The sequence below is a fragment of the Burkholderia ubonensis genome (assembly GCF_001718695.1).
Taxonomy (GTDB): domain Bacteria; phylum Pseudomonadota; class Gammaproteobacteria; order Burkholderiales; family Burkholderiaceae; genus Burkholderia; species Burkholderia ubonensis_B.
Genome location: NZ_CP013420.1, coordinates 1,846,597 through 1,858,593, shown reverse-complemented (window position 1 = coordinate 1,858,593; position 11,997 = coordinate 1,846,597). Strand labels below are relative to the sequence as shown.

Genomic DNA, 11,997 nt, shown 5'->3' with positions numbered 1-11,997 from the left:
TATAACGGGGCGGGACCGGATTTTGGCCGATTTCCGGCGCGCCGGACACCCGGATGCGGATTCCCTTTGACCGCGGCGCGGCAATTCCTTTATAATTCAGGGCTTTTCCGCATTCATGCCCACGGAAAAAGAACAGGGAGAGCCTGCACCGCGCCTCGAAGCGCACCTACACAAGCAGGAAAAGAACACATCGGGCACAGCAATTTTTTTGGATCGATCATGAAGACGTTTTCCGCAAAAGCCCATGAGGTGACGCGCGAATGGTACGTGATTGACGCGACGGATAAGGTTCTCGGCCGTGTCGCCAGCGAAGTGGCACGCCGTCTGCGCGGCAAGCACAAGCCTGAGTTCACCCCGCACGTCGACACCGGTGATTTCATCATCGTCATCAACGCGAGCAAGTTGAAGGTCACGGGCAACAAGACTCTGGACAAGAAGTACTACCGTCACTCGGGCTACCCGGGCGGTATCTATGAAACGACGTTCGGCAAGATGCAGGAACGCTTCCCGGGCCGCGCGCTCGAGAAGGCGGTCAAGGGCATGCTGCCGAAGGGCCCGCTCGGCTACGCGATGATCAAGAAGCTGAAGGTCTACGCTGAAGCGACGCATCCGCACTCGGCTCAACAGCCGAAGGCGCTCGAGATCTAAGGGGAGCCCACATGATCGGTAACTGGAACTACGGTACGGGCCGCCGCAAGAGCGCCGTCGCTCGTGTCTTCATCAAGGCTGGCAAGGGCGACATCGTCGTCAACGGCAAGCCCATCGCTGACTACTTCTCGCGCGAAACGTCGCTGATGATCGTGCGTCAGCCGCTGGAACTCACGAACCACGGCCAGACGTTCGACATCAAGGTGAACGTGACGGGCGGCGGTGAAACGGGTCAGGCAGGCGCAGTGCGCCACGGCATCACCCGTGCACTGATCGACTACGACGCGACGCTGAAGCCGTCGCTGTCGAACGCAGGCTTCGTCACGCGCGATGCACGTGAAGTCGAGCGTAAGAAGGTCGGTCTGCGCAAGGCACGCCGCGCCAAGCAGTTCTCGAAGCGTTAATTTCGCTTCTTGGCCGCGCCGCTTTCGGGCGGCGTCCGCCGGAAAAACCGCCAGCTTTCGCGCTGGCGGTTTTTTTATGCGCGACCGATTCGCGGTTGCATGCCGCCGCCGGCCGCCGGTTTGACGAAATCGACAAGAACCTGTTGATTTCATGGACTTCGGCACGATCTTGAGATCGGCCCTACAATAGCGGCTAAAGCTTTTTGGAGAGTTCGCATGAACGCTGTTACCGAATCCGCAGCCACGACCGAAATGCCGGCTCCGTTCGTCTTCACCGACGCGGCGGCCGAGAAGGTGAAGCAACTGATCGACGAAGAAGGCAATCCCGACCTGAAGCTGCGCGTGTTCGTGCAGGGCGGCGGCTGCTCCGGCTTCCAGTACGGCTTCACGTTCGACGAGGAAGTCAACGAGGACGACACCGTGATGAACAAGAACGGCGTCCAGTTGCTGATCGATTCGATGAGCTACCAGTACCTGGTCGGTGCAGAGATCGACTACAAGGACGATCTGAACGGCGCGCAGTTCGTGATCAAGAACCCGAACGCGACGACCACCTGCGGGTGCGGTTCGTCGTTCTCGGTCTGAGCGCACGACGCGTCCGATCCGGTTCGCCGGAATGAAAAAACGGGGCATGAAGCCCCGTTTTTTATGCCCGGAAGATGCGCGCATGCCGCTTCAGCGCGGATAGAGCGCGCCCAGCACGCGGTCGCCGGCCGCGCCGGTGACCGTCGCGAGGCTGCCCGGCTCGCGCGCGGCGAAGCGGTACGCGAGCCACGCGAACGCGAGCGCCTCGACCTGCTGCGGCGGCACGCCGAGCGCGGCGGTCGTGTCGACGGCCGCAAGCACGCCGCGGTCGCGCAGCGCGCTTGAAAGCGCGCCGAGCAGCACGGGGTTGCGGGCGCCGCCGCCGCACACATGGACGGCCGTGCAGTCGGGCGCATGCTGCGCGATTTCGTGCGCGATCGACACGGCCGTCAGCGCCGTGAGCGTGGCCTGCACATCCTCCGGCGCGAGCTGCGCGAATGCGGCGAGCTTCGCATCGAGCCAGGCCGGATTGAACAGGTCGCGTCCGGTGCTCTTGGGCGGCGGTGCGTCGAAATAGGGCTCGTCGAGCAGCGCATCGAGCAGCGGCGCATGGACCGTGCCGCGCGCGGCGAACTTGCCGCCTTCGTCGTAAGGCTTGCCGAGGTGGCGGCTCGCCCATTCGTCGATCAGCGCGTTCGCGGGGCCGCAGTCGAAGCCGCGAACGTCGCCGCCGTCGCCGGGCAGGATCGTGATGTTGCTGATTCCGCCGAGATTGCAGACGACCCGCGTCTCGCGCGGCGCACCGAATACCGTCGCATGGAACGCTGGCACGAGCGGCGCGCCTTGGCCGCCCGCGGCCACGTCGCGGCTGCGGAAGTCGGCAATCACGTCGATGTGCGTCAGCTCGGCGAGCAGCGCCGGATTGTTGGTCTGCCGCGTGTAGCCGCGCTCGGGGCGGTGGCGCACCGTTTGCCCGTGCACGCCGATCGCGCGCACCTGGTCGGGCGAAAGACCGGCCGCGCGCTGCAGTTCATGGCAGCACACCGCGTAGCGGGCCGCGAGCGCATTGGCGGCCAGCGCCTCGCGCTCGATCTCGTTTTCGCCCGGCTGCTGCAGCGCGAACAGCGCGTCGCGCAGCGTCTGCGCGAACCCGACGAAGGCCTCGGCAAGCACGGCCGGCGGCTTGCCGGTCTCGAAGCGCACGGCGACGCCGTCGACGCCGTCCATGCTCGTTCCCGACATCAATCCGAAATAAACGCCGTCGGCCGGATGGCCGGATGATGGACGTCGCAGCGGCACGTGAACCCTCCTGGATCGTGCGGCGGCGGCCGGTGCCGCGCGCCGTGCGGCCGATTATCCGCGCAAGCGGGGCCGCCGTTAAGCGATGCGCGCGCAAGTTATGGGAAAATCCCTGTTTTTGCGACCTTCTTCCTGGCACCGATGAGCACCGAACCCAGTTCCAAGCCTGTTTTCCCGATCACCGATGAAGTCCGGCATGCGCTCGCCGTCACGAAGCGCGGCGTCGACGAGCTGCTGATCGAGGAAGAGTTCGCGCAGAAGCTCGCGCGCAGCGCGGCCACGGGCAAGCCGCTGCGCATCAAGCTCGGCCTCGACCCGACCGCGCCGGACATCCACATCGGCCACACGGTCGTGCTGAACAAGATGCGTCAGCTGCAGGACCTCGGCCATACGGTGATCTTCCTGATCGGCGACTTCACGTCGCTGATCGGCGATCCGTCCGGCCGCAACGCGACGCGCCCGCCGCTCACGCGCGAGCAGATCGAGGCGAACGCGAAGACCTATTTCGAGCAGGCGGCGCTGGTGCTCGACCGCGACAAGACCGAGATCCGCTACAACAGCGAATGGTCGATGCCGCTCGGCGCGGACGGGATGATCAAGCTCGCGTCGCGCTACACGGTCGCGCGGATTCTCGAGCGCGAGGACTTCACGAAGCGTTTCCAGAGCGGCGTGCCGATCTCGATCCACGAGTTCCTGTACCCGCTGATGCAGGGCTATGACTCGGTCGCGCTGAACGCCGACCTCGAGCTCGGCGGCACCGACCAGAAGTTCAACCTGCTGGTCGGCCGCGAGCTGCAGAAGCAGTACGGCCAGGAGCAGCAGTGCATCCTGACGATGCCGCTGCTCGAAGGCCTCGACGGCGTCGAGAAGATGTCGAAGTCGAAGGGCAACTACGTCGGCATCAGCGAGAAGCCGAACGACATGTTCGGCAAGCTGATGAGCATCTCGGACACGCTGATGTGGCGTTACTTCGAGCTGCTGTCGTTCCGCAGCATGGACGAGATCGTCGGCTTCCGCCGCGAGATCGAAACCGGCCGCAACCCGCGCGACTTCAAGGTGCTGCTCGCGCAGGAAATCGTCGCGCGCTTCCACTCGCAGGCCGACGCCGAGCGCGCGCTCGAGGACTTCAACCACCGCGCGAAGGGCGGCGTGCCGGACGACATCCCGTCGGTGACACTCGCGGGCGCGCCGCTCGCGATCGGCCAGCTGCTGAAGCAGGCCGGCCTCGTGCCGTCGACGAGCGAAGCGCTGCGCAACATCGAGCAGGGCGGCGTGAAGATCGACGGTACGGCGATCACGGACAAGGGCCTCAAGATCGAGGCCGGCGAATACGTCGTGCAGGTCGGCAAGCGCCGCTTCGCGCGCGTGACGCTGACCGCATGATCGCGCTGATCCAGCGCGTGAAGCGCGCCGACGTGCGCGTCGGCGAGCGCGTGACGGGCGAGATCGGCGCGGGCCTGCTCGCGCTCGTCTGCGCGGAGCGCGGCGACACCGAGGCGGCGGCCGACAAGCTGCTCGCGAAGGTGCTCGGCTATCGCGTGTTCAGCGATGCGGCCGGCAAGATGAACCTGCCGGTGTCGAACATCGACGGCGCAGGGCGCGCGGGCGGCCTGCTGCTCGTGTCGCAGTTCACGCTCGCGGCGGACACCAACAGCGGCCTGCGTCCGAGCTTCACGCCCGCGGCGCCGCCCGACGAGGGCGCGCGCCTGTTCGACTATTTCGTCGACGCGGCGCGTGAGCGTCATCCGCTCGTCGCGACCGGCGAGTTCGGCGCCGACATGCAGGTTTCGCTCGTCAACGACGGGCCCGTGACATTCTGGCTGCAAGTGCGGCCCTGATTCTTCCCGGAGGCGCCGCCGCGATGGCCACCACGCAGATCCTCTTCATCCGCCATGGCGAGACGGCCTGGAACCGCATCAAGCGCATCCAGGGCCATATCGACATTCCGCTGGCCGACTCGGGCCTCGCGCAGGCGCAGCGGCTGGCCGTGCGTCTTGCGCGCGAAACGCGCGACGGGGCGCGCGTCGACGCGATCTATTCGAGCGACCTGATGCGTGCGCAGCAGACCGCGCAGCCGGCCGCCGATGCGCTCGGCCTGCCGCTCGTGCTGCGCGCAGGCTTGCGCGAGCGTGCGTACGGCATCTTCCAGGGGCACGACAGCACGGAGATCGAGGCGCGGTTTCCCGACGCGTACGCCGCGTGGCAGACGCGCGACCCCGGCTTCGAGCCCGAAGGCGGCGAGTCGCAGCGTGCGTTCTACCACCGCGTGCTGCACGCGCTCGAACCGATCGTCGCCGCGCATCCGGGCGGGCGGATCGCCTGCGTCGCGCACGGCGGCGTGCTCGACTGCGTGTACCGGTTCGCGAACGGGCTCGATCTCGCCGCGCCCCGCAACTATCAGCTGCTCAACACGAGCATCAACGTCGTCGACTACGTGGACGGACGCGCGAACGTCGTGCAGTGGGCGGACGTGTCGCACCTCGACGAAACGAGCGACGACGACGGGTACCGCAAGGTGCTTTGAGGCGGTCGCATCGGCGTGACGGGTTGACGGGCGTCAGTGCGTTGCCGGCATCCGGCCGCGCGTTGGTGACTCTGACCTACTGAGCGACTGAGCGACTTACCGACTCACCGTCACGCAGGCGGCTCGCCGCCCGACGGCGCTGAGCTGGCGCGGCGCCGTGCGCGTTTCGATACGCCGTTCACGAGCGCCCAGCGCAGCACCGGCGCGACCACGCGCACGCCCGGCCGGACCACCGCGCGCCGCAGCGGCGCGAATCTCGACACCCCGAGCATGTCCTGCGCCCACGGCGGCAGCAGGTCGATGCCGGCGTGCATCACGAGGGTCGCGGCGGGCCGCATCGCCGGCCGTGCGACCGGCGCATTCAGCAGGATCCGCATCACCTCGAACGTGCGCGGCCCGGCTTCGAGATCGGGCCGCATGCGCGCCAGATACGCGTCGATCTCGGTGCGCGAGCGGGGCACGTCCTGCGCGCCGAGCATCTCGGCGATGCGCGCCGTTTCCGCGTAATAGCGGTCCTGCAGCTCGCCCGGCAAGGCCGGGTTCACATAGCGCAGATGCGCGGCGAGAAAGCTCGATACCTCCGCGACGTGCACCCAGGTCAGCAGCGCCGGATCGTCGGCCCGGTAGGGCCGTCCGTCGGGCGCGGTGCCGTGCACCTTCGCGTGAATCGCCTTCACGCGCTCGATCAGCGCGAGCGCGTCCGCGCGGTTGCCGAACGTGGTGCCGGAAATGAACGTCGCGGTGCGCCGCAGCCGCCCGAGGATGTCGGTGCGAAACGACGAGTGATCCCATACGCCGGCGAGCGCGAGCGGATGCAGCGCCTGCAGCAGCAGCGCGGAGATGCCGCCCGTCATCATCGACGCGAAGTCCGCATGCACGCGCCAGCAGACCGCGTCGGGGCCGAACAGGCCCGGATCGCCGGGCGGCGACGAAAAGTCGAGTGACGGGCCGCTGCCCGTCGTCAGGTGCGTGACGCCGGCCACGAGCCGCTTGCGGATCGGCTCGAGCCAGCGCGGGTGCGGCACCGGCGCGCCGGGGGGCGGATTGGATGGCGTCGTCATCGCCGGTGTAGCGTCGGGCGGGCGGTCACTGCCCGTCGGACGCCTCCCATGCGCCGCGCACCGGGTAGCCCGTATCCGGCGCGGCGAGCCCGAAGTGGCGGTAGGTCAGCAGCGTCGCGACGCGCCCGCGCGGCGTGCGTTGCAGGAAGCCTTGCTGGATCAGGTACGGCTCGAGCACGTCCTCGATCGTGTCGCGTTCCTCGCCGATTGCCGCGGCGAGGTTGTCGATGCCGACCGGGCCGCCGTCGAACTTGTACAGGATCGCTTCGAGCAGCTTGCGGTCCATCAGGTCGAAGCCGACCGGATCGACGTCGAGCATCGCGAGCGCCGCATCGGCGACGGCCGCGGTGATGTTGCCGTCCGCCTTCACTTCCGCGTAGTCGCGCACGCGGCGCAGCAGCCGGTTCGCGATTCGCGGCGTGCCGCGCGAGCGCTTCGCGATTTCGAGCGCGCCGTTCGGATCGATCTGCGCGTTGAGCAGCGACGCCGAGCGGCGCACGATGCGCGACAGCTGCTCCGCATCGTAGAACTCGAGGCGCGCGACGATCCCGAAACGGTCGCGCAGCGGGTTGGTCAGCATCCCGGCGCGGGTGGTCGCGCCGACGAGCGTGAACGGCTGCAGGTCGAGCTTCACGCTGCGCGCGGCCGGACCCTCGCCGATCATGATGTCGATCTGGTAGTCCTCGAGCGCCGGATACAGGATTTCCTCGACGACCGGCGACAGCCGGTGGATCTCGTCGATGAACAGCACGTCGTTCGCTTCGAGGTTCGTCAGCAGCGCCGCGAGGTCGCCCGCGCGCTCGAGCACCGGGCCCGACGTCTGGCGCAGGTTGACGCCCATCTCGCGCGCGATGATGTGCGCGAGCGTCGTCTTGCCGAGACCGGGCGGGCCGAACAGCAGCACGTGGTCGAGCGGCTCGGAACGGCGCTTCGCGGCCTCGATGAAGATCTCGAGCTGGCCGCGCACCTTTTCCTGGCCGACGTATTCGTCGAGCTGGCGCGGCCGCAGCGCGCGTTCGAACACCTCCTCGTGCGACGAGGCGGGCGTGGCGGCGATGATCCGCTCGGTGGCGAGTTTGTCGGTTTCAATCATGCGGCCATTGTACCGCGCGCGGCCGACCGGCAAACCTGGCCGAACGGCCGACTGGCGCGCCGCGCGCGGCGGCGCGACACTGCGTCGGACGCGTGGCCGTTACGCCTTCGACAGCGCCTTCAGCGCGAGCTTGATGCCTTCGGACACGCCGGTGCCGGCCGGCACGTTCTTGATCGCGGCGAGGCCTTCCTTCTCCGAGTAGCCGAGCGCGAGCAGCGCGTTGAGGATGTCGGTCGCGTGGTCGGACGGCGACGCGGCGCCGGCGAGCGTGCCGAGGTCGGCGCCGAGCTTGCCCTTCAGTTCCAGCAGCAGGCGCTCGGCGGTCTTCTTGCCGATCCCGGGCAGGCGGGTCAGGCGGGCGGCGTCCTGCATCGTCACCGCCTGCGCGAGCTCCTGCACGCTCATGCCGGACAGCACGGCGAGCGCCATGCGCGCGCCGATGCCGGTGATCTTCAGCAGCTCGCGGAAGGTCGTGCGCTCCTGCGGGCTCAGGAAACCATACAGCAGGTGCGCGTCCTCGCGGACGATCTGCTGCGTGAGCAGCACGACCCGCTCGCCGGTCTGCGGCAGGTTGTAGAAGGTGCTCATCGGCACGTCGATTTCATAGCCGACGCCGTTGCAGTCGACGAGCAGGTGAGGCGGGTTCTTTTCGAGGAGGATGCCGGCGATGCGACCGATCATGGATTGAGCGAGGCGATGAGGAAAGCGCGAGTGTAGCGCACGCGCGGCGGAAAACCGATGGGCCGGCCGTTCGGCCGGAAGCAGGGCGCGCGGCAGGGCGATCGCCCGGTGCGCGCCGCCGGGCGTCAGCCGACGAGCCGGCCGCGCCGCACGCGCAGCCCCTTCTTCGCGAGCGCCGGCGCGAGGCCGCCGAGCGTGCCGAGCGTGTTGCCGCCGTGGGCGTGGCAGATCGCCATGCCGAGCGCGTCGGCCGCGTCGGTGCCGGGCTGGCCGGAGAGATTCAGGAGCCGCGTGACCATTTCCTGCATCTGCGCCTTGGTCGCGCGGCCGTAGCCGACGACAGCCTGCTTGAGCTGCAGCGCGGTGTATTCGGCGACCGGCAGCCCGCCCGTGACGAGCCCGCAGATCGCGGCGCCGCGCGCCTGGCCGAGCAGCAGCGTCGACTGCGGGTTGACGTTGACGAACACCTTTTCGATCGCGGCCTGATCGGGCGCGTGTTCGCGCACGAGCGTCGAGACGCCCTGGAAGATCGTGCCGAGCCGGGTGGCCAGATCGGCCGTCGGCGTGCGGATCACGCCGCTCGTGACGTAGGCGAGCCGGTGGCCGCTGACGTCGATGACGCCAAAGCCGGTGACGCGCAGGCCGGGGTCGATGCCGAGAATTCGCATGTCAGGAGGGAATTGCGTGATGCAGCGATACTACAACGAAAGGCGCGGCACGCCGCCGCGATGCGGCCGCGCAACAAAAAACCCGGCGGGTGCGACGCCGCCGGGCTCGTGTATCGCGGCCCCGCGGGCCGCGCGCCGTCGATCAGTGACGGAAGTGGCGCACGCCCGTCAGGATCATCGCGATGTTGTGCTCGTCGGCCGCCGCGATCACTTCGTCGTCGCGCACCGAGCCGCCCGGCTGGATTACGCAGGTCGCGCCCGCCGCCACGACGACGTCGAGGCCGTCGCGGAACGGGAAGAACGCATCCGACGCGACTGCCGAGCCCGCGAGCGTGAGGCCCGCATTTTGCGCCTTGATGCTCGCGATGCGCGCCGAGTCGACGCGGCTCATCTGGCCCGCGCCGACGCCGAGCGTCATGCCGTTGCCGCAGAACACGATAGCGTTCGACTTCACGTACTTCGCGACGCGCCACGCGAACAGCAGGTCGCCCATTTCCTTCGGCGTCGGGTGGCGCTTCGTGACGACGCGCAGCTCGTGCGGCTGCACGTTCTTCGCATCGAGCGACTGCACCAGCAGGCCGCCGCCGACGCGCTTCAGGTCGAACGCGTTATGGCCTTCGCCCAGTGCGATCTCAAGCAGGCGCACGTTCTGCTTCGCGGCGAACACCTGCTTCGCGGCGTCGGTGAACGACGGCGCGATCAGCACTTCGACGAACTGCTTCGCGACGGCCTGCGCGGCCGCTTCGTCGACTTCGCGGTTGAACGCGATGATGCCGCCGAACGCCGACGTCGGATCGGTCTGGAACGCCTTCGCGTAGGCGTCGGCCGAGTCGTTGCCGACCGCGACGCCGCACGGGTTCGCGTGCTTGATGATCACGCAGGCCGGCGCATCGAACGTCTTCACGCATTCCCACGCGGCATCCGAATCGGCGATGTTGTTGTACGACAGTTCCTTGCCCTGCAGCTGGCGGTAGTTCGCGAGCGCGCCGGCGGGCGTCGCGACGTCGCGGTAGAACGCGGCGCTCTGGTGCGGGTTCTCGCCGTAGCGCAGGTCCTGCACCTTGTCGAACGCCATGTTCAGCGTTGCCGGGTACGGGTTGCGCGACGTGTGCTTGAGCTCGTCGGTCAGGCTCGTCAGGTAGTTCGTGATCGCGCCGTCGTACTGCGCGGTGTGCGCGAACACCTTGGTCGCGAGACGGAAGTTGGTCGGATAGCCGACCGTGTTGCCGTTCGCCTTCATCTCGTCGAGCACGACCGCGTAGTCGGCCGGATCGACGATCACCGTCACGTCGCGGTGGTTCTTCGCGGCCGAGCGCAGCATCGTCGGGCCGCCGATGTCGATGTTCTCGATCGCGTCCGCGAGCGTGCAGTCGTCCTTCGCGATCGTCGCGACGAACGGGTACAGGTTCACGACGAGCAGGTCGATCGTCGGGATGTCGTGCGCGGCGAGCGCCTGCATGTGCTCGGGCAGGTCGCGGCGCGCCAGGATGCCGCCGTGCACCTTCGGATGCAGCGTCTTCACGCGCCCATCGAGCATTTCCGGGAAGCCGGTGTAGTCGGCCACCTCGGTGACGGGCAGGCCCGCGTCGGCCAGCAGTTTCGCGGTGCCGCCGGTCGACAGCAGCTTGACGCCGAGGTCGGACAGCGACTTCGCAAAGTCGACGATGCCGGTCTTGTCGGAAACGGAAATGAGCGCTTGCTTGATCATGATGGAACCACCAATAGCCAGGGAAACGGGGACAAGGCGGCCGGCTACAGCAGGCCGTGCTGCTGCAGCTTCTTGCGCAGCGTATTGCGGTTGATGCCGAGGTACTCCGCGGCGAGCGACTGGTTGCCGCCCGCCTGTTCGAGCACGACCTCGAGCATCGGCTTTTCGACGCAGGACATCACCATTTCGTAGACGTCGTGCGGATTGGAGCCGTCTAGATCCCGGAAATACACGTCCAGGCTCTCGCGGACACATTGTTCGATGTTGTGCTTGCTCATGCTGCTAACTGGTTATGGTCGTCCGACTCGCCGTGGTCATCCTCATCCCCGTCCTCGTCGACGTAGACGAGGTGATCGGACAGCGCCTTCTGCGCTTCGAAGAATGCATTGACGGCGGCGAGCTGCTCGCGGGTGGAATCGAGCGTGTTCATCCGGTGCCGGAACCCGTTGGCGCCGGAAAGGCCGCGAGTGTACCAGCCGATGTGCTTGCGCGCAGTACGGACTCCCGTGAATTCTCCGTAGAACGCGTAGTGATCTTCCAGATGCTCGTTCATCACCTGCTGGATCTCGTCGATCAGCGGCGGCGGCAGCAGCTCGCCGGTTTGCAGGAAATGATCGATTTCACGGAACAGCCACGGCCGGCCTTGCGCGGCGCGACCGATCATCAGTGCGTCGGCGCCGGTCGCGTCGAGCACCGCCTTCGCCTTCTGCGGCGACGTGATGTCGCCGTTCGCGACGACCGGAATGCCGACCGCCGCCTTCACGGCCGCGATGGTTTCGTATTCGGCTTCGCCGCGGTACAGGTCGGCGCGCGTGCGGCCGTGCACGGTGAGCATCGAGATGCCGGCGGCCTCGGCGAGGCGCGCGACCGTGATCGCGTTCTTGTGCTCGCGGTCCCAGCCGGTGCGGATCTTCAGCGTGACGGGCACGGCGTCGGGCCCCGTGCCGACCGCGCCGACGACCGCCTCGACGATCTGCTTCACGAGCGGCTCGTTCTGCAGCAGCGCGGAGCCCGCGGCGACGTTGCACACCTTCTTCGCCGGGCAGCCCATGTTGATGTCGATGATCTGCGCGCCGTTGTCGACGTTGTAGCGGGCGGCTTCGGCCATCATCGCCGGGTCGGCGCCGGCGATCTGCACGGCGATCGGCTCGACCTCGCCTTCGTGGTTCGCGCGCCGCATCGTCTTGGCGCTTTTCCACAGCTGGGCGTTGGACGCGACCATTTCGGACACGGCATAGCCGGCCCCCAGCCGCTTGCACAGCTGGCGGAACGGCCGGTCCGTCACGCCGGCCATCGGGGCGACGAACAGGTTGTTGCGCAATACGTGAGAGCCGATAACGGGCATCGCAATGACATCGCCCGCGGACCGACCAGCGCGGGCATGAA

Annotated in this window: 14 protein-coding genes; 6 read left to right on the top strand and 8 right to left on the bottom strand. The window is 67.7% G+C overall.

Annotated features, from left to right (window positions below; translation table 11 throughout):
- Positions 1-219 precede the first annotated feature (219 nt).
- The 3 genes from rplM (at position 220) to erpA (ending at position 1,637) form a co-directional block, all read left to right on the top strand.
- A complete protein-coding gene (gene rplM, locus WJ35_RS08475) occupies positions 220-648 on the top strand; it encodes a 50S ribosomal protein L13 (protein WP_004522094.1) in 429 nt (142 codons plus the stop codon).
- Positions 649-659: 11 nt separating this feature from the next.
- Positions 660-1,052, top strand: a complete 393-nt coding sequence (gene rpsI / locus WJ35_RS08470; RefSeq protein WP_010091355.1) for a 30S ribosomal protein S9 — start codon at positions 660-662, stop codon at positions 1,050-1,052.
- A 216-nt stretch (positions 1,053-1,268) separates the two neighbouring features.
- The gene (gene erpA / locus WJ35_RS08465; protein WP_010091356.1) at positions 1,269-1,637 is read left to right on the top strand and encodes an iron-sulfur cluster insertion protein ErpA; all 369 of its coding nucleotides are present in this window, start codon (positions 1,269-1,271) and stop codon (positions 1,635-1,637) included.
- Positions 1,638-1,727: 90 nt separating this feature from the next.
- On the opposite strand, the gene WJ35_RS08460 is transcribed toward erpA, so the two are convergent.
- Positions 1,728-2,819 (bottom strand): anhydro-N-acetylmuramic acid kinase, encoded by a 1,092-nt coding sequence (locus tag WJ35_RS08460; RefSeq protein ID WP_230459682.1) that lies wholly within the window; start codon positions 2,817-2,819, stop codon positions 1,728-1,730.
- Positions 2,820-3,017: 198 nt separating this feature from the next.
- Here WJ35_RS08460 and tyrS point away from each other — a divergent pair, with 198 nt between their 5' ends.
- The 3 genes from tyrS to WJ35_RS08445 are packed head-to-tail and all read left to right on the top strand — an operon-like array spanning position 3,018 to position 5,400.
- Complete coding sequence (gene tyrS / locus WJ35_RS08455; protein WP_010091358.1) at positions 3,018-4,259, top strand: tyrosine--tRNA ligase; 1,242 nt, start codon at positions 3,018-3,020, stop codon at positions 4,257-4,259.
- Positions 4,256-4,714, top strand: coding sequence for a D-aminoacyl-tRNA deacylase (gene dtd / locus WJ35_RS08450; RefSeq protein WP_010091359.1), 459 nt, complete (start codon positions 4,256-4,258; stop codon positions 4,712-4,714). The genes tyrS and dtd overlap by 4 nt, the downstream gene beginning before the upstream one ends.
- Positions 4,715-4,737: 23 nt before the next feature.
- Positions 4,738-5,400, top strand: coding sequence for a histidine phosphatase family protein (locus WJ35_RS08445; protein ID WP_059555729.1), 663 nt, complete (start codon positions 4,738-4,740; stop codon positions 5,398-5,400).
- Between the two features lie 110 nt (positions 5,401-5,510).
- Here the strand turns inward: WJ35_RS08445 and WJ35_RS08440 are convergent, their stop codons facing one another.
- The 7 genes from WJ35_RS08440 to dusB form a co-directional block, all read right to left on the bottom strand.
- Positions 5,511-6,461, bottom strand: a complete 951-nt coding sequence (locus tag WJ35_RS08440) for an oxygenase MpaB family protein (RefSeq protein WP_069239040.1) — start codon at positions 6,459-6,461, stop codon at positions 5,511-5,513.
- Between the two features lie 25 nt (positions 6,462-6,486).
- Complete coding sequence (gene ruvB, locus WJ35_RS08435; protein WP_060236233.1) at positions 6,487-7,554, bottom strand: Holliday junction branch migration DNA helicase RuvB; 1,068 nt, start codon at positions 7,552-7,554, stop codon at positions 6,487-6,489.
- A gap of 99 nt (positions 7,555-7,653) precedes the next feature.
- On the bottom strand, positions 7,654-8,235 hold the full coding sequence (ruvA, locus tag WJ35_RS08430) for a Holliday junction branch migration protein RuvA (RefSeq protein ID WP_010091363.1): 582 nt from the start codon (positions 8,233-8,235) through the stop codon (positions 7,654-7,656).
- Between the two features lie 125 nt (positions 8,236-8,360).
- A complete protein-coding gene (ruvC, locus tag WJ35_RS08425) occupies positions 8,361-8,903 on the bottom strand; it encodes a crossover junction endodeoxyribonuclease RuvC (RefSeq protein WP_010091364.1) in 543 nt (180 codons plus the stop codon).
- A 142-nt stretch (positions 8,904-9,045) separates the two neighbouring features.
- Positions 9,046-10,611: a bifunctional phosphoribosylaminoimidazolecarboxamide formyltransferase/IMP cyclohydrolase gene (gene purH, locus WJ35_RS08420; protein ID WP_010091365.1), complete on the bottom strand. Its 1,566-nt coding sequence runs from the start codon at positions 10,609-10,611 to the stop codon at positions 9,046-9,048.
- A 44-nt stretch (positions 10,612-10,655) separates the two neighbouring features.
- A complete protein-coding gene (locus WJ35_RS08415) occupies positions 10,656-10,889 on the bottom strand; it encodes a Fis family transcriptional regulator (RefSeq protein ID WP_006401675.1) in 234 nt (77 codons plus the stop codon).
- Positions 10,886-11,956: a tRNA dihydrouridine synthase DusB gene (gene dusB / locus WJ35_RS08410; RefSeq protein WP_069239039.1), complete on the bottom strand. Its 1,071-nt coding sequence runs from the start codon at positions 11,954-11,956 to the stop codon at positions 10,886-10,888. The genes WJ35_RS08415 and dusB overlap by 4 nt, the downstream gene beginning before the upstream one ends.
- Positions 11,957-11,997: the final 41 nt, after the last annotated feature.